The following is a 16,415-nucleotide window of genomic DNA, read 5'->3' as shown; positions in this document are numbered from 1 at the left end:
CGCGCGCGCGACGGCGATGACGTCGTCGATATGCCAGGATGAGGACGATCACTCGGGCGGAGGCGGGGAGGCCGACGTCCGAGAGACCTATTTCAGGGAGGGCTGACACAGGGGGATGTCGGAGAAGACGATCGCACTCGCGCCACGGCGCCGACGTGCACTGGCCGCGACGGTCGACGCAGGAGCCTGGATCGTGGGCATCCTCGCCGCCGTCGTGCTGCGATTCGAGTTCGAGCCGACGCTGGCGGGATGGGCATCCACGGTCGTCCTCGCGTTGACGGCGGCGGCGATCCAGGTGGGCATCGGGTTCTCCCTGCGTTTCTACCTCGGGCGCTTCACCTACGGGTCGTTCGAGGAGGTGCGCAATCTCGCCGCCGCGGTGAGCGTGCTGGCGCTGGTGCTCGCGGTGGCGGTCATCATCCTGGGGCCCTTCATCGGTGTCCCCCGGGGGACCGTCCTGCTCGCCTTCCCCTTCGTGCTCCTGCTGATGTTCGGCGTGCGTTATGCGGCCCGCCTGTTCATCGAACGGTCGCGCAAGCCGGACGACGCCGCGGATCCTGCGGTCGTCATCGGTGCCGGCCACGTCGCGGACACACTTCTGCACAACGTCACCACCGACCCGTCCTCGCCCATCCGGCCGGTCGGGATCCTCGACGACGATCCGGGCAAACGGCACCTCCGGCTACGGGGCGTCCCGGTGCTCGGCCGCACCGATCAGATCGAGGAGATCGCGGCGCGCACGGGAGCGAAGGTCCTCGTCATCGCGATCGGACGCGCGGATGCGGCGCTGCTGCGGCGACTGACGGACGATGCGGAGGCGGCGGGCCTCAGAGTCGTCGTGACACCGACGCTGAGCAGCATGGTGAGCGGCGAGGAATCGCCCGGGGACGTGCGCGACATCAGCATCGAGGACCTGATCGGGCGCCATCCCGTCGACACGAATGTCGAGTTGATCGCCGGGTACATCACAGGGCGCCGCGTTCTGGTCACCGGCGCCGGCGGATCGATCGGCTCGGAGCTGTGCCGCCAACTCGCCAAGTACGGGCCGAGCGAGCTGATGATGCTCGACCGCGACGAGACCGGCCTGCAGATGGCCCAGCTCGGAACGGCGGGCCACGGCCTGCTCGACACCAGAGACGTGGTGCTCGCCGACATCCGCGACAGCGCGGCCCTCTTCGAGATCTTCCGCGACCGCCAGCCCGAGGTGATCTTCCACGCCGCCGCGCTCAAGCATCTGCCCATGCTCGAGCAGTATCCGGACGAAGCCTGGAAGACCAACGTCATCGGCACGCTCAACGTGCTCGACGCCGCACGCGAGGCGGGAGTGAGCACCTTCATCAACATCTCGACCGACAAGGCGGCGAACCCGACCAGCGTGCTCGGGCACTCCAAGCGCGTGGCCGAGAAGCTCACCGCGTGGGCCGGCGAGCAGACCGGGATGCGGTACCTCTCGGTGCGGTTCGGCAATGTGATCGGCAGCCGTGGCTCGATGCTGCCCACATTCCGGTCCTTGATCGATGCCGGAGGCCCCGTCACGGTCACCCACCCGGACGTCACGCGCTACTTCATGACGATCCCTGAGGCCTGTCAACTCGTGATCCAAGCGGGTGGCATCGGACGGCCCGGCGAGGTCCTCATCCTCGACATGGGGGAACCGGTCCGGATCCTCGATGTCGCCAAGCGGATGATCGCGATGTCGGGAAAGGCGATCGAGATCGTGTTCACCGGCCTCCGCCGCGGCGAGAAGCTGCATGAGGAGCTCGTGGGCGTGCGCGAGGATCTCGAGCGCCCCTTCCACGAGAAGGTCGCCCATACGCGTGCGGATGCGGTCGCTCCCGATGACCTCGACAAGGAGGGCTGGCTGAGTCGTATGTCCGCGCAGCCGCGCGACGACGACAGGGTGACCGTGCATCCCGGGAGCCTGGGGAAGGTCCTCGACACATGAGCGATCGCATCCACATGTCGTCGCCCGACGTCGGCGAGGCGGAGGAAGAAGCGGTCCTCGCGGCGCTGCGGTCGGGATGGATCGCCCCGCTGGGTCCCGATGTCGATGCCTTCGAGGTCGAGATGGCCGAACGCGTCGGCGTCGCGCACGGTGTCGCCCTCAGCTCGGGGACGGCGGCGCTCCACCTCGGGCTGCTCGCGCTCGGAGCGGGCCCCGGTGACGTCGTCGTGACCTCGACCATGACCTTCGCCGCGACGACCAACGCGATCGTCTACACGGGCGCGGAGCCGTACTTCATCGACGCGGACCCGGCCACCGGGAACATGGACGTCGCGCTGTTGCGCGAGGCGTTGCGGAGTCTGCACGCCGCGGGTGAACGGGTCGTCGCGATCGTTCCCGTCGACCTGTTGGGCAAGACCGTCGACTACACGGCGATCCTCGAAGCTGCCGACGAGTTCGACGTGCCGGTGCTCGCCGATGCGGCCGAGTCGCTCGGGGCCCGCCATCGGGGCCGTGCGGCGGGGAGTTTCGGTCGTGCGTCGATCGTGTCGTTCAACGGCAACAAGATCATGACCACCTCGGGCGGAGGCATGCTCCTCACCGACGACCCGGCCATCGCCGCCCACACGCGCTACCTCGCCACGCAGGCGCGCCAGCCGGTCGTCCATTACGAGCACACCGACATCGGCTACAACTACCGCATGAGCAACCTGCTCGCGGCCCTCGGACGCGCCCAGTTGCGACGACTGGACGAGATGATCGCCCGCCGCCGTGAGATGCGTGCGCTCTATGCGTCGCTTTTCGCCGAGGTGGACGGCGTCGAGGTCTTCGGAGCGGAGGGGGACGAAGACGACAACGTCTGGCTCACCTCGATCCTCATCGACCCCGCCTCGACGGGGTGGCAGCCGTCGGAGCTCTCCGCGGCACTCGCGGCCGACGACATCGAGAGCCGACCCCTGTGGAAGCCCATGCATCTCCAGCCGGTCTTCGCCGGGGCGAGAGGCGCGATCTCGGGAGCCTCGGAGTCGCTTTTCGCCCGCGGGCTGACGCTGCCGAGCGGCTCGGCCCTGACCTCCGCGCAGCGGACGCGTGTGCTGGACGCGATCCGTCGCTTCGTCGCCGCATGAGCCCTCGCCGACGGCCGTACGACCTGGTGAAGCGAGGACTCGACATCGTCGCCTCCGCGATCGCACTGGTGGTGCTGTCGCCCGTGATCCTCGTGATCGCGATCCTCGTCGTGCTCCGGCTGGGGAGTCCGGTCCTCTTCGCCCAGCCGCGCCCCGGCCGCGACGGGAGGGTCTTCACGCTGTACAAGTTCCGCTCGATGCGCGCGGTCGATGCGCGCAGCGGACGGGTCAGCGACGCCGACCGGCTCACCCCGTTCGGCGTCCGGCTGCGCGCGACGAGCCTGGACGAGCTTCCGAGCCTGTGGAACGTCCTGCGCGGCGACATGAGCGTGGTCGGTCCGCGCCCGCTCCTGGTGGAGTACCTCGACCGGTACACCCCCGAGCAGGCCAGAAGGCACGAGGTGCGTCCGGGCATCACGGGCCTCGCCCAGGTCAACGGTCGCAACACGATCTCCTGGGACGATAAGTTCGCACTGGACGTCCGCTACGTCGACCGGCGCAGCCTGGGCCTGGATCTGCGGATCGTGATCGCGACGATCGGATCGGTGGTCAGGCGGGACGGGATCTCCGCGGAAGGACACGCGACGATGTCGAGGTTCGGTGAAGACGGTGGCTGACGACATCGTCGTGATCGGCGCAGGAGGATTCGGGCGCGAGACGCTCGACGTGATCGAGGCCGTCAACGCCGACGCGGGCGCACCTCGCTGGCGAGTCCTCGGGGTGGTGGACGACGCCCCCGCCGCGACACACCTCGAACGACTCGCCGCGCGCGGCTACCGCCACCTCGGCGGTGTCGACGCCGCAGAGCGCGTGCTGTCGACGGCCTTCGTCGTCGTCGCGATCGGAGCCCCCGCCGTGCGCGCCCGCGTCGCCGCGCACCTCGAGGCGACGGGCGCGACATCCGCGACCCTGGTGCACCCTCGGGCCGTCCTGGGCTCGGAGGTGACGGTGGGCGTCGGATCCGTCGTGTGCGCGGGCGTGCAGGTCTCCACGAACGTCCGTCTCGGCCGGCGGGTGCATCTCAATCCCGGGGCGATCGTCGGGCATGACACCGTGCTCGAGGACGACGTCTCGGTCAATCCCGGTGCCGTCCTTTCCGGGGAGGTGCGGGTGTCCGAGCGCACGCTCGTCGGCGCCGGTGCGGTCGTGCTTCAGGGGCTTCGCGTCGGCGCGGACGCGGTGATCGGGGCGGCGGCATGCGTCACCCGCGACGTGTCCGACGGTGTGGTCGTCAAAGGTGTGCCCGCTCGATGACAGCTCAGCGCCTGTGCGTGATGGTCACGAGCTCGTTGACCGCGACCACCTTCCTCCGGGGGTACCTCCGGTTCCTGCGGGAGGCAGGGTGGGAAGTGACGCTCGTGTGCAGCGACGGCCCCGGTGCGGTCGAGCTGGCGCACGAGGCCGGTGTCGCGTTCGAGCCGCTCGAGATGACGCGCGAACCCTCACCGCTGGCAGACCTTCGCGCCCTGCGGCAGGTGTGGCGTCTGCTCCGGCGGTTGCGTCCAGACGTGCTCGTGTACGCGACGCCGAAGGCCGCGCTCCTCGGAGCGCTCGGCGGCCGCGCCGCGGGGGTACCGCGCCGGGTCTACGAGGTGTGGGGGCTGCGGATGGAGACGGCGTCCGGTCTGGGGCGTCGGGTCTTCGCAGCGCTCGAATCGCTCACGATGCGCCTCTCCACCGAGGTGATCGCCAACAGCCGAAGTCTGGCCGACCGGGTGGGCGAACTGGGACTGAACGGTGCACGCGAGGTCACCGTCCTCGGAGCGGGGTCGTCGCACGGCGTCGACGCCGTGCACTTCTCGCCCCGAGCCGATGTCCCCGCGCTCGATCGGGACGTCGCCGAGTGGGTGGGGAGTGCGCCGGGACCGGTGGTCGGCTTCGTGGGTCGCCTGCACCCGGACAAGGGGATCGACACACTGCTCGCCGCGTTGCGGATCTGTGCGGACAGGGGCCTGGCGGCTCCGCTGCTCCTCGTGGGCGGGGACGAGGGAGCGGCTCCGGACGCGCTCGCCGCCGCCGCCGACACGCGTATCCCGGTGCACACCACCGGCTTCGCCGCCGACGTGCGCCCACTTCTGAGGGCGCTGGATGTGCTCGTGCTGCCGAGCCGACGCGAGGGGTTCCCGAACGTGGTGCTCGAAGCGGCGGCGATGGAGGTCCCGGCGATCGTCTCGGATGCGACCGGCTGCGTGGATGCGGTGATCGATGACGTCACCGGGATGATCACCCCGGTCGGGGATGCGGGCGCGCTCGCCGACGCGTTGATCACGCTGCTGCAGGACGGCGAGCGGCGGAGGAAGCTCGGTGCGGCCGCACGGGATCGCGCGGTCGCGGAGTTCGCCCCCGAGACCGTGTGGGCACAGCACTCTCAGCGGTGGGCGGGCTGAGTCCTCTCACCGTCGGCGAGGACCTCGTGCACCAGGGCCGCGTATCGCTCCGCCTTGGTCCGGACATCGACCAGCTGCCGTACCGTGTCCGGGATGCGCGCGCCGACCGCACCGCGCACGAACTCCCGTACCGTCGGAGCGACCTCCGTGGCGGTCCACGCACCACGGGCGACCGTCGTCAGCGTCGCCGAGTCGATCCCCTCCAGGTCCTCGTCGCGGGAGAAGAGCAGCGTGGGGATGCCGAGCGAGACGCTCTCGCGCACCTTGAGCGCCGATGCCACCTCGATCCCCTTGCGGTCGAGCGCGAGGCCGCCCAGGGCGACGTCGAACCCGGCGACGGCTGCGCGGTAGCTCGCGGTGTCTTCGGCGATGATGATCTCGACCCTGCTGTCGCGCACTGCCTCGGCGATCACCGGCGCCGGAGCCACGAGTCGGAACGTGAACTCCGGGAGGGCGTCGGCGAGGGCGGCCAAACGGTCGAGGCCCTGCCAGGGGGCGGCGTAGCCCACGGAGTACCCGACGACCGGGCGATCGTTCTGCGGCACGGGGAGGGCGTGGGCCGGAAGCACGATGCCGTTCGGGATCACGGCTCGCGGGCCGGTGATCTCCGCGAAGACGGGCAGGCTGACGAGCGCTCTGGTGACGAACATCGCTCCTCGCACCGCGTGGAGGAGACGAGAGCGGTACAGCCGGTTGCTCACGGCGGCATAGGCGCGCACGAGGCGGCCGGAGGGGAGCTCGCGGGTGTCGTCGGAGTGGATCTCGAGGATCATCGGGAGTCTGCGGGCGATGCGCACCAGTGTGCGTGAGGCGAACCCGTAGCGCACGACAACGGCGGCGGGGTGCTCCTTCTCAAGGTGCGTGCGCAGCCGGCGGGCGTCGAGGAACGCCCGCAGCAGCCGGGGTCCCCGCGAGGGCAGCGCCTCGACAGCGGAGGGGAACTCGCCGGGGAGGCCGCGGTCGAGGCAGACGGCGACGGCATCGAGACCCGAATCCCGGAACGCGGTCAGCTGGGCGGCGGTGCGCTCCAGGATCTGCCGGTGCGATCGGAGGTCGAGCAGGTAGACGAGGACGACCCGGGGAGGTGTCGCCGCGGGTTCCGTCACCTTCACAGCGTAGCGGCGCACGTCCGGAACGACCGGATACACCACAATGGAGGGCGTGAGCGCACAGACTCGGTCGGGCACGGTCCGCAGTATCGGAACGCTGCTCACGGGCAGTGTCCTCGCCCAGCTGATCGGACTCGCCACGATGCCGGTGATCAGCCGGATCTTCACACCGGAGGCGTTCGGCATCCTCGCGTTGTTCCTCTCGGTGAGCTCGCTGGTCGGACTGATCGTCGCGCTGCGGTACGAGTTCGCGATCGTGCTCCCCGAGGGCGACGACGACGCGGTGCATCTGAAGCGGGCCTCGACGCGGATCGCGTTCGCCCTGTCCGCGGTGACCTTCCTCATCACCGTGGTCGTCGCCGTGATGTTGGTGCGGTCGGGAGAGACCCCCTGGTGGATCCTGCTGCTCGGTGGCAGCGTCTTCCTGGCGGGGGAGAGCGCCATCCTCTACTTCTGGTTCACACGAACCCGGCGCTACCGCGTGCAGAGCGTGTCGCGGGTGGTGCAGGCGGTCGTCGCCGCCGGTGTGCAGATCGCCCTCGGGGTGACCGTTCTGCCGGGGGCGGAAGGGCTCATCGTCGGTTTCCTCGCCGGACAGGTCGCGGGCGTCGCCATCCTCCTCGTGTTCGACGATTCACGGCGCCGGAACGTCCCGGCCGACCGCGCGCGCACGCTGAGCCTGCTGCACCGCTACCGGAAGCTGCCCCTGCTCAACGCGCCGAACGCGCTCATCGACGCGGTACGCCTCAACGGCATCAACCTGATCATCGGAGCCGGTTCCGTCTCGGCACTGGGACAGTTCTCGATGGCCTGGAAACTCACGCAGTCGCCGATGGCACTCATCGCGGGTGCCGTGTCGCAGGTGTACTACCAGCGGATGGCGAGCGCCCTGCCCGGTGAACTCCGTCGTGTCGTCGTCTCGGTCACGCGCAACGCCCTGCTGATCGGCGCGGTCCCGTTCGCCGCGCTCGCGCTCCTCGCCCCCGCGATCGTCCCGTGGTTCCTGGGCCCGCAGTGGCAGGAGGCGGGCGCGATCGTGCAGGCGCTGACGCCGTGGCTGTATCTCAACGTCGCCACCGCTCCCTTGTCGAACCTGTTCATCGTGACGGGGCGACAGGGGACCATGCTCGTGTTCGGGATCGTGTACATGCTGGTGCCGCTGACCATCCTCTGGTTCCTCGGCGCCGACCTGGTCACCGCGGTGTGGTGGATGAGCGGCGCGATGAGTGTGCTGCTCCTGGTGCTCATCGCACTGTCGTTCAGCGTGGCGACGCGTTTCGACGCGAAGCGCTCCGAGGCGCCGCCGGCGTGAGAGCGCCGATCGCGGTCGCGGTCTCCTCGGCGTTGCGCTCCGCATCGAACCGTTCCGCCCACACCCGGTGGGGATCGAAGTCCTGCGGATCGGCGAGCACCTGTTCGACGGCATCGGCGACGTCGGAGGCCGTCGCGTCCGGCGGAACCAGGATGCCGGAGCCGCGCTCCCGTCCGACGATCTCGCCCGTGGCACCGACATCGGTCGCCACGGCGGGGATGCCGCACGCCGCTGCTTCCATGATGCTCACCGGGACCCCCTCGATGGTGCTCAGGTTCAGGAACACATCGGGGGCGGCGTCGCGATGGTGGTCGAGGATCCGCTGGACCGGTACCCGCCCCGCGAGCACGACCTCGAGGTCGGGGAGCTCACCCTGCAGGTCGATGGCGCGTGCGCGCAGCGCCGCCGACCCCGGACCGTCGCCGAAGTGGGTCCAGGACACCCGCCGGCCCCGCCGTGCGAGTTCGGCCACGGAGTCGAGGATCAGCTCGGCGCGCTTCAGGGGGATGACGGAGGAAGCGCTCACGACCCGCACCGTCGACCGCGTGCGGGGCCGGGCGGGAGGCGCTGAAGGGCCGGGGACACCCAGCCGTCGCACTTCGATGCGCGCGGGGTCCATCAGGCCGCGATAGTGCTCGCGTGCATACCCGCGGGCCGCTTCCGAGATCGTCAGCAGCAGATCCGCCTCGGCGAGCACGGCCGGTCGCAGCGGGCGGTAGCCCTCACTCGTATCGTCGAGGTCGTAGCGGTGCACCCGCACGGCGACCGTGTCCTCCGCCGTCGTGAACCAGGGGAGGGCGTACGCGATGTCGACGCCCCAGAAGGAGTACACGGTGAGCGGTTCCGACGGGTGTGTGCGTGCACCGAGTTCGTCGAGTCGTCGGGCGATCGCCATCCCCGTGAGCATCGCACGCACGTCGGCCCTGGCCCGGAACCGGCCCGCCCCGATCGCCTGTCGGGTGACCGTGACCAGGCGACCCAGGCGGCGCAGGCTGAGGGCGCCGCGCAGCGCGCGACCGGGAGTGATGCGCCCGATGCTCCCCAGGTAGGCGGTGTCGGCGGGGAGCGTCGTCGGCGGGGCGCCGTCGCCCCAGAAGCTCACGATCCGCACCTCGTCGAAGTGCGCGGCGAGGGCGTCGATCTCATTGCGCACGAACGCCGTGTCGCCCCAGGCATGGGGGAACTGGTGGGTGAGCAGCAGGAGCGTCCGCGTCACGCGCGCGCCCCGTCGGCGTCTGCCGGAAGCGACCCTGTGGCATCCCGTTCCGTCGGCGATGTGGTGCTCAGATACGCACCGATCGCGACGAACACGGCCAGAGCCGCCCAGGTGTGCAGGATCTCGAGGTACGAGCTGTTCATCAGCAGGATCAGCGGCAGCATCAACACTCCGCAGACGAGGGCGAACGACATCGCGCGCTCCGGCGTCCCCGCCTCGCTGCGACGGAGATGACGGGACCCGACGACGAAGAGCGAGAGCGTCAGCACGACGGCGAGCACGAGCATCAGGATGCCGTACTGGGAGAGGAGCTCGATCACGCCGTTGTGCGGGTTGATGATGCGGAACGTCTGACGCACCGCGGGGGTCCCCTGCGCGTGGATCTCGAACCCACCGGGTCCGGCCCCGAAGAGCGGGTCGACGGCCAGGGTGTCCAGACCGTTCAGCGCGAGGTTCCAGCGCGCGTAGAGCGAGGCGTCGACAGGGATGGTGAGCCCGAGGACCGGGATGGAGTACTGGATGTCGCCCCAGTAGCCGCTGACCACGCGATTCGCGAACACCGAGACCGTGAGGACGGCGCCGAATCCGAGCAGCGCGACCACCACCCGGGTGACGAACCTCCGCCAGCGCAGCACCAGCCACACCGCGATGAAGACGAGCATCGCCGCGTAGCCGAATCGGCTGTTCGTCACCACCATGAGCGGGACGGAGCCGACGAGGGCGAGCACGTAGGCCGATCGCAGCCCCTTCGAGCGGGCGAGTGCGTGTCCGACGATCAGGATGGGAAGGGACAGCGCGAGGAACGCCGCATAGTTGTTCGGGTTGAAGAACACCGAGACGATGCCGACGTCGGAGGCGAGCGGATTCACATCCAGATAGCTCACACCGAGGCGGAAGCCGGTGAAGAACTCCAGCACGGCGAGCGCTCCCGTCACGGCGAACGTGAGGAGCCACCCGTTCATCAGGAGCCGGAGCACTCCGCGGGTGAGGCGGATCATGCACAATCCGAGCACGGCCAGCAGCCCGGAGAGCACGGACACGGCCTCGTTGTGGGCCCACGCGGCCCCGAACCGGGTCAGGAGGGTGAGGAGGCTGACGAGCAGCAGGGGGACGGCGAACAACCAGGCAGCGGTGCGCACCGGTCCGACCGGCATCCCCGGGCGGACGTGCATGACCCCGACGACGAACAGCATCGCCCCGACGAGCGGGAACGGGGAGACCGGCCCGACGATCGGCAGCACCGGGTTCATCGCGGCGACGAGCGGAAGGAGGAAGACGAGGATGCGTGGCAGCAGCCCCAGGCGCGGTTCCGCACGCCTGCGGGTGTGTGGCGGGATCGTCGCCGCACGCGGCACGTTGACGGCCGTCGCCATCTCCACCCCCTGCACCGATCGGACCGCCGGTGACCGTGGTCGAGGCGGGTCGTGCGCGTGGATGCGCTACGCGTCGTTCACGATACCAATCCCGCGGGGTGTGCCCCGTCGCGCCCAGGTAGTCTCGCACTGTGCCGCACGAGTCCGAATCCCCTCTCATCACGGTTCTCATGGCCGAATACAACACGGACCCGGACCTCTTGCGGGGCGCGATCGCATCGATCCTGACGCAGACGGAGACGCGGTTCGAGCTCCTCATCGTGGACGACGGCGGCCGGAACGACGTCCCGGCGATCGCCGCCGAGTTCGCGGACGAACGGATCCGTGTCGTCGGCTATGGGGAGAACCGGGGATTCGTCGCCGCGCTCAATGCCGGCTGGCCGCAGGCACGGGGTCGTTTCATCGCACGGATGGACACCGATGACACGGTGGAGCCGACCTACCTCGAGACCATCCACTCCTTCCTCGCCGAGCACCCCGAGTACGCGGTGGTGTCGGGGCAGGCCGTGGAGTTCTCCACGGACGGACCCGCACTGGTGCACGGGCGACCGGGGGAGGTCACACGGCGTTCGCTCATGCGCGGGGGCGCGCCCATCCACGCGGCGTCGATGATGCGCACGGAGGCGCTCGTCGCGGTCGGCGGGTACCCCGAGTACCGCCGTGCGGAAGACCTGGCCCTGTGGTGCGAGATGCTGCTCGCCGGTGAGCGCATGTACATCGTCCCGGAGGTCGTCTACCACTACCGGGTCGAGGCGGCGGACTTCGCGAAGCGCCGGCTCCGCAACCGGGGGGACGAGATCCGCGTCCGGTTGCACTACTACCCGAGGCTCGGCGCCCGTCCGGCCGAGTACCTGCGTATCGTCAAGTCCGTCGTGAGCGGGGTGCTGCCGACCCCGATGGTGCGATGGTTGCGCGCGCGCATGCACACACGGGCATGATCTGCGGGAACGGTCACCTAGGATTTCAGCGTGAGTGAACTGCGCGACCGGTCTGTTCGTGTGCGGGCCGAGGGGCGTCGGGCACGGCGGCGGCGAATCATCTGGACCATCGTCCTCGTGATCCTCGTCGTCCTCGCTGCGCTCGCCCTGCTCGCGGGGAAGCTCGCATCCAGCGCCCTCTCCACCAGGGACCACGTCGCAGCGGCGATGGACCGTGTGGCGCCGCTGACCGCTGCCGTCACAGCCGGTGACGCGGCAGCCGCGGACGCCGAGCTCTCCGCCATGGAAGCCCGACTCGGCGCCGCACAGGACGAGGTCGACGACTGGACCTGGTCGATGGTCGACTGGGTGCCGAGCGTGGGCCCGAACGTCGACGCGATCCGCGTGGCCACGTCGACCGGGCGCTCGCTCATCGCCGACCTCGCACGCCCTGCGATGCCTCTCGTGCTCAGCGGCCTCCGCCCGTCGGACGGCGCCTTCGACGTCGAGGCGATCCGCGAGCTCACCGCGCTCGTCGAGACCGCCGGTCCGGTCGTCGAGCAGCATTCCCGTGATCTTGCCGACATCGATCGTGCGGCGCTGCTGGGCCCCGTGCAGGACGGAATCGCCGGGCTGGATTCGATGATGGCGACGGTGACACCGGTCCTCGAGGACGGCGGGCAGCTTCTCGGCCTCCTCCCGGCCGCGCTCGGAGCAGACGGCCCCAGAGACTATCTGCTGATGTTCCAGGGAAACTCGGAGGCCCGCAGCCTCGGCGGCAACCCGGCGGTGTTCCTGCAGCTGCACGTCGAAGGCGGCAAGATCACGATCGCCGGCTTCGCGAACAGCTCGGACTTCCACAGCGACCGACCGAAGCCGATCATCGATCTCGACCCGGAAGCGGTCGCGATCTTCGGCGACAAGATCGGGCGTTGGTCGCCGGACGTCACCATGCCGCCGGACTTCCCCTCATCCGCGGAACTCGTGCGCGCGTTCTGGGCGGAATCGGTCGGCACCCCGGTCGACGGCGTGCTGTCCGTCGATCCCGTCGCGCTCTCCTACATCCTCTCGGCGACCGGGCCGATCGAGCTCGCGACCGGTGACATGCTCAACGCCGAGAAGGCGGTGCCGCTGCTGTTGAACGAGGTGTACTTCCGTTACGAGGATCCGATGGTGCAGAACGCCTTCTTCGCCGACGCGACGGCCAGGGTGTTCGAGGCGCTGACCGCGGGCCAGGGCAACCCCGTGGCCCTGATCGGCGCGCTGCAGCGGGCGGGAGACGAAGGGCGGCTGCTCTATGTCCCCGTGAGCGAGGAGGAAGCAGCAGTGATCGACGGGACGCGCATGTCGGGCTCGATGCCGGACGACAACGTCGACGAAACCGTGATCGGCGTCTACGCGAACGACAACACCGGGTCGAAGAAGAGCTACTACCTCGACATGGCGATCGACGCGTCGTGCGACGCAGGGGAGACGGGCTCCGTCTACCGGGGGTCGGTCGAGCTGACTTCGACGCTCAGCCTCGAGACCGCCGCCACCCTGCCCTACTACATCACCGGCCCCTACTTCGAGCCGCCGCTCATCAGCACCTACGTCGTGCTCTACGGGCCCGTCGGCGGGACTCTGGACTCGGTCGACCTCGACGGTGTCCCGGCGACGATCCTGAGCCAGGGCACCCACCTCGGCCGTCCGGCGGTGAAGGTCGAGGTGCTCAACGACACCCTGAGCACGCACGTGGTCGACTTCTCCTTCTCGTCGACGGATCCGGAGTCCGGTCCGCTGAGCCTCTGGCACACGCCGATGACGCGGGACACCCCCGTCGAGCTGACCGACTCCTGCCGCTGACACGGGCCGGACGGAAGACCGTGATCGATAGGGTGGGGACCGTGACGATGGATCCTCCTGTGCGCGGACGAGAACCGCGGTGGAGGGTCGACGAACACGTCGCGTGGACCGAATCCGAGGGCCGGGTCGTGGTCCTCCCGCTCACCGCACCGGATTCCCCGCCGATAGCTCTGGCCGGGTCGGCCGGTGTCATCTGGTCGCTGCTGGTCGAACACGGCCCCGTGGGCGAGGACGACCTCGTCACGATGATCTCCGAAGAGTTCGAGCTCGACGCAGAGCAGGTGCAGCCCGATGTCGTGTCGCTGCTGACCGAACTCCGCTCTCGGCGGGCGGCGTCGTGCGACTGACTATCCTCGTCCGAGGGGGTGACCGGTGACCGAAGTGGCTCTGCGCGCGGCGGAGGCGACCGCTCTCGCCCACGCGATGACGGCGCACATCGCTCGTGAGGCCGGCATCCGTCTGCTGTCGATCAAGGGCCCCGTGGCCGACCACTACGGGCTGCGGGCACCGCGCGTCCCTGCCGACTCCGACGTCTGGGTGGAGCCGTCGCGGTTCTCGGAGATGTGCGAGCGGCTCGAGGCGCGGGGCTGGCACCTCCGTGTCGGCCGTGAGACCCCCGCGCTCCTGCCACAGCACTCCCGCACGTTCATCCACGACTCCTGGCCCTGCGACATCGATCTACACTGGATGTTCCCCGGGTTCTTCGCCGATGCCTCCGTGGCGTTCGACGCGGTCTGGGAGACGCGTTCGTCGATCGAGGTGGCGCACACCGCGGTGGCCGTGCCGTCCCTCGCCGGATCCGCCGTGATCGGGATGCTGCATGCGCTGCGCAACACGCAGGATGCCCGGCACCGACAGGAGCGCGACCTCCTCACCACGATGCTCATCGAGCGGTTCTCCGCGTCGGACCGGGCGGAGTTCTCGCGGATCGCCCGGCGCGGCGGAGCGGTCTGGGTACTCCGCGACGTGATCACCCAAGCGGGGCTCGGCGAGGTCGTCTCCGATGCCAGCGAGAACGAGAAGCGCCGGTGGACGCTCTTCCAGGCGTACGTGGAAGACGGTTCGGCCGTCAGCTGGTGGGTGCAGCTGCGCGGAGCCCCGCTGTCGCAGCGGGCGCGGCTCCTGGCCCGGGCGCTCTGGGTGCCGCGCGCGGACGTGCCGCGCAACGACCCGAGCGTGCTCCCGACGCGCGCCGAGGCCTGGCGCTACCAGCGATTGCGGTGGGCGCGGGGCGGGCGAGCGCTCCTGCGGTACTTCCGGCGCGAGCGGGAACGCGAGCGGGTCGACGCGGCGGCTTCGCGGCCCTAGAGGACGTTCCAGCGGGACAGCGGCCAGAGCACGACCGTCGCCTTCCCGACGACGGACGCCCGGTCCACCCATCGCCAGCACTCTGGGCCGGCGGTCGCGTCACCCCGGCAGCGGTACGCGGAGTCCGCGGAGTTCCCGCGGTTGTCGCCGAGCACGAGGTATGCGGACTCGGGGACGGTGACCTCGGCGAAGCAACGCGTCGACATCGGTGTCGTCCCGCAGTCGAGCTCCCCGGGGGAGAACGGCAGATCGTCGACCACGTAGGGCTCGTCGAGCGGCTGCCCGTCGACGAGGACCGCACCGTCGGCGTCGCAGCACTCGACCGTCTGACCCGCTTCGGCGATCACGCGTTTGACGAGGACCTCGGGGCGGATACCCGTCGTCTCGCCGATCCAGTGCAGGGACTCCGAGAACCAGCCCCGTGCGGAGGGGGCATCGGCGTCCCAGCCCTCCCCGGGGCGGAACACGATGATGTCCCCGGCCGCGGGGTCGGCCGCGACGTAGGCGAGACGGTTGACGAGGATGCGGTCGCCCGGCTCGAGCGTGGGCGACATCGACCCCGACGAGGGCTGTCCGACGAAGGCCACGATGACCAGGGCGAGCGCGAGCGCGAGCGCGACGTGGAACCACACGCTGCTCCGCAGGCGGCGCCGGCGACGGGGGGCTTCAACGGTCGTCATCGCTCTCCAGCTCGCGTGGTCGGGGGCTGACCCAATACTGTCAGGGAATGGTTCCACACGCCGGGGGAGACGCCGCGACCGCAGCCGCCACGTCGGGATCGGCGGGCGCCGGCCCGAAACGCCTCATCGTTCCGGACGTGCTTCGCGGGATCGCGATCATCGCGATGCTCGTCGCGCACGCCGCGCCGTTCGTTCCCCACCTGCCGTGGGCGGTGCTGTTCGCCCAGGCCACGCTGAACGCCTTGGCCTCGCCGCTGTTCGCCCTGGTCATGGGGATGTCGGCCGAGCTCCTGCGTCGGCGCGAGGCGAGGGCCGCGACGACGTTGCTCCAGCAGGGCGTGCGCGGCCTGTTCCTGATCCTCCTCGGCGTCTGGATGGCGACGTGGGGCTCGTGGGTCGATGTGATCCTCGGGTACCTGGGTGTGCTCCTCATCATCGGCGCTCCGCTCCTGCTCGCCCGGACCCCTGTGCTCGTCGGGATCACCGCCGTGCTCCTGGTGATCAGTCAGCCGGTCGCCGATGCCGCGCGGAACGTGGAGGGGATCGACACGGCGCCGATCCGCGACCTGATGACGTGGACCGTCCTCGGGCAGAACTACCGCGTGATCACGCTGCTCCCGATGTTCCTGATCGGAGCCCTGCTGGTCAGGCACGGTCTTCGACGCGGACCTCTGCTCTGGGTCCTCGCGGCGGTGGCGCCCCTCGCGTATCTGGCGTGGCCTGTCGCGGAACGGCTGGGCGTGACCGGGGTGCGCACGGGCGACTACCTCGACACCCTGCGGGATCTCGCTCTCACGTTCGTGACCGTCGTCGTGGTGGTCCTCGCGGCGACCGTCCGTGGCGACGGTGCTCGGCGTTTCTGGACACGACTGTTCGTGCCGCTGATCGCCTGCGGTCAGATCGCGCTGTCGCTGTATCTCCTCCACGTCGGGCTCATCGCCCTGTGGAGCGGAGATCACGGGCGGCCCGTCGACAACTTCTGGCCGGGCTGGCTGGTGATCGTGCCCGGGATGATCCTGGCCGGATGGCTCTGGTGGAGGTTCATCGGCACCGGCCCGGTCGAATGGGTCATGGGGTGGCTCACCGGTCGCCGTAAGCCGCTCCTCCGGGCGCGCGACCGGTCGGCCTGACCCGCAAGCCGCCGGACGCACGAAAGGGCGCCACGACCGGCGTGGCGCCCTTCCTCGCGGCGTGCG

15 protein-coding genes are annotated in these 16,415 nt (G+C 70.0%); 11 read left to right on the top strand and 4 right to left on the bottom strand.

Annotated elements, in window-relative coordinates:
* The first annotated feature begins 115 nt into the window (after positions 1–115).
* Genes ACLF6J_RS07030 through ACLF6J_RS07010 form a run of 5 tightly spaced genes read left to right on the top strand, consistent with a single transcriptional unit; the run spans position 116 to position 5,459 of the window.
* Entirely contained in the window at positions 116–1,945 is a 1,830-nt protein-coding gene (locus tag ACLF6J_RS07030) for a polysaccharide biosynthesis protein (RefSeq protein WP_134353090.1), read from the top strand.
* Positions 1,942–3,072 (top strand): DegT/DnrJ/EryC1/StrS family aminotransferase, encoded by a 1,131-nt coding sequence (locus ACLF6J_RS07025; protein ID WP_134353091.1) that lies wholly within the window; start codon positions 1,942–1,944, stop codon positions 3,070–3,072. The genes ACLF6J_RS07030 and ACLF6J_RS07025 overlap by 4 nt, the downstream gene beginning before the upstream one ends.
* On the top strand, positions 3,069–3,689 hold the full coding sequence (locus tag ACLF6J_RS07020) for a sugar transferase (RefSeq protein WP_081996918.1): 621 nt from the start codon (positions 3,069–3,071) through the stop codon (positions 3,687–3,689). The genes ACLF6J_RS07025 and ACLF6J_RS07020 overlap by 4 nt, the downstream gene beginning before the upstream one ends.
* Positions 3,682–4,326: a NeuD/PglB/VioB family sugar acetyltransferase gene (locus tag ACLF6J_RS07015; RefSeq protein ID WP_166804700.1), complete on the top strand. Its 645-nt coding sequence runs from the start codon at positions 3,682–3,684 to the stop codon at positions 4,324–4,326. The genes ACLF6J_RS07020 and ACLF6J_RS07015 overlap by 8 nt, the downstream gene beginning before the upstream one ends.
* On the top strand, positions 4,323–5,459 hold the full coding sequence (locus ACLF6J_RS07010; RefSeq protein ID WP_166804701.1) for a glycosyltransferase family 4 protein: 1,137 nt from the start codon (positions 4,323–4,325) through the stop codon (positions 5,457–5,459). Before ACLF6J_RS07015 ends, ACLF6J_RS07010 begins: the two co-directional genes overlap by 4 nt.
* Here the strand turns inward: ACLF6J_RS07010 and ACLF6J_RS07005 are convergent.
* On the bottom strand, positions 5,441–6,565 hold the full coding sequence (locus tag ACLF6J_RS07005) for a hypothetical protein (RefSeq protein WP_134353094.1): 1,125 nt from the start codon (positions 6,563–6,565) through the stop codon (positions 5,441–5,443). The two genes, ACLF6J_RS07010 and ACLF6J_RS07005, sit on opposite strands and share 19 nt — an antisense overlap.
* Before the next feature lie 55 nt (positions 6,566–6,620).
* Between ACLF6J_RS07005 and ACLF6J_RS07000 the strand changes: the two genes are divergently transcribed.
* Positions 6,621–7,880, top strand: a complete 1,260-nt coding sequence (locus tag ACLF6J_RS07000) for a lipopolysaccharide biosynthesis protein (protein ID WP_166804702.1) — start codon at positions 6,621–6,623, stop codon at positions 7,878–7,880.
* Here ACLF6J_RS07000 and ACLF6J_RS06995 read toward each other — a convergent pair.
* Positions 7,828–9,096 carry a glycosyltransferase gene (locus ACLF6J_RS06995; RefSeq protein WP_134353096.1) on the bottom strand — a complete coding sequence of 423 codons (1,269 nt, stop codon included), beginning with the start codon at positions 9,094–9,096 and terminating at the stop codon, positions 7,828–7,830. The genes ACLF6J_RS07000 and ACLF6J_RS06995 overlap by 53 nt on opposite strands.
* Positions 9,093–10,469, bottom strand: coding sequence for an O-antigen ligase family protein (locus ACLF6J_RS06990; RefSeq protein ID WP_134353097.1), 1,377 nt, complete (start codon positions 10,467–10,469; stop codon positions 9,093–9,095). The genes ACLF6J_RS06995 and ACLF6J_RS06990 overlap by 4 nt, the downstream gene beginning before the upstream one ends.
* A gap of 131 nt (positions 10,470–10,600) precedes the next feature.
* Here ACLF6J_RS06990 and ACLF6J_RS06985 point away from each other — a divergent pair, with 131 nt between their 5' ends.
* The 4 genes from ACLF6J_RS06985 to ACLF6J_RS06970 are packed head-to-tail and all read left to right on the top strand — an operon-like array spanning position 10,601 to position 14,539.
* Complete coding sequence (locus ACLF6J_RS06985) at positions 10,601–11,407, top strand: glycosyltransferase (RefSeq protein ID WP_134353098.1); 807 nt, start codon at positions 10,601–10,603, stop codon at positions 11,405–11,407.
* Between the two features lie 30 nt (positions 11,408–11,437).
* Complete coding sequence (locus ACLF6J_RS06980) at positions 11,438–13,231, top strand: DUF4012 domain-containing protein (RefSeq protein ID WP_134353099.1); 1,794 nt, start codon at positions 11,438–11,440, stop codon at positions 13,229–13,231.
* Positions 13,232–13,278: 47 nt separating this feature from the next.
* Positions 13,279–13,578, top strand: a complete 300-nt coding sequence (locus ACLF6J_RS06975) for a PqqD family protein (protein ID WP_244093672.1) — start codon at positions 13,279–13,281, stop codon at positions 13,576–13,578.
* Between the two features lie 25 nt (positions 13,579–13,603).
* Positions 13,604–14,539 carry a nucleotidyltransferase family protein gene (locus ACLF6J_RS06970; RefSeq protein ID WP_134353101.1) on the top strand — a complete coding sequence of 312 codons (936 nt, stop codon included), beginning with the start codon at positions 13,604–13,606 and terminating at the stop codon, positions 14,537–14,539.
* On the opposite strand, the gene lepB is transcribed toward ACLF6J_RS06970, so the two are convergent.
* Entirely contained in the window at positions 14,536–15,219 is a 684-nt protein-coding gene (gene lepB / locus ACLF6J_RS06965) for a signal peptidase I (RefSeq protein ID WP_134353102.1), read from the bottom strand. The genes ACLF6J_RS06970 and lepB overlap by 4 nt on opposite strands.
* Positions 15,220–15,266: 47 nt before the next feature.
* On the opposite strand from lepB, the gene ACLF6J_RS06960 reads away from it, so the two are divergent.
* Positions 15,267–16,349 (top strand): heparan-alpha-glucosaminide N-acetyltransferase domain-containing protein, encoded by a 1,083-nt coding sequence (locus ACLF6J_RS06960; RefSeq protein ID WP_134353103.1) that lies wholly within the window; start codon positions 15,267–15,269, stop codon positions 16,347–16,349.
* Positions 16,350–16,415 lie beyond the last annotated feature (66 nt).

Origin of the sequence: Microbacterium sp. IO18 (assembly GCF_049099505.1) — a bacterium.
Classification (GTDB): Bacteria; Actinomycetota; Actinomycetes; order Actinomycetales; family Microbacteriaceae; genus Microbacterium; species Microbacterium aurugineum.
This window is presented reverse-complemented; position numbering and strand designations above follow the sequence as displayed.

What these genes read in the sequence shown, in the direction of transcription:
- ACLF6J_RS07010 (WP_166804701.1), top strand. Translation starts at nt 4,323, where the DNA reads ATGACAGCTCAGCGCCTGTGCGTGATGGTCACGAGCTCGTTGACCGCG.
- ACLF6J_RS07025 (WP_134353091.1), top strand. Translation starts at nt 1,942, where the DNA reads ATGAGCGATCGCATCCACATGTCGTCGCCCGACGTCGGCGAGGCGGAG.
- ACLF6J_RS06960 (WP_134353103.1), top strand. Translation starts at nt 15,267, where the DNA reads ATGGTTCCACACGCCGGGGGAGACGCCGCGACCGCAGCCGCCACGTCG.
- ACLF6J_RS06975 (WP_244093672.1), top strand. Translation starts at nt 13,279, where the DNA reads ATGGATCCTCCTGTGCGCGGACGAGAACCGCGGTGGAGGGTCGACGAA.
- lepB (WP_134353102.1), bottom strand. Translation starts at nt 15,219, where the DNA reads ATGACGACCGTTGAAGCCCCCCGTCGCCGGCGCCGCCTGCGGAGCAGC.
- ACLF6J_RS07020 (WP_081996918.1), top strand. Translation starts at nt 3,069, where the DNA reads ATGAGCCCTCGCCGACGGCCGTACGACCTGGTGAAGCGAGGACTCGAC.
- ACLF6J_RS06990 (WP_134353097.1), bottom strand. Translation starts at nt 10,469, where the DNA reads ATGGCGACGGCCGTCAACGTGCCGCGTGCGGCGACGATCCCGCCACAC.
- ACLF6J_RS07030 (WP_134353090.1), top strand. Translation starts at nt 116, where the DNA reads ATGTCGGAGAAGACGATCGCACTCGCGCCACGGCGCCGACGTGCACTG.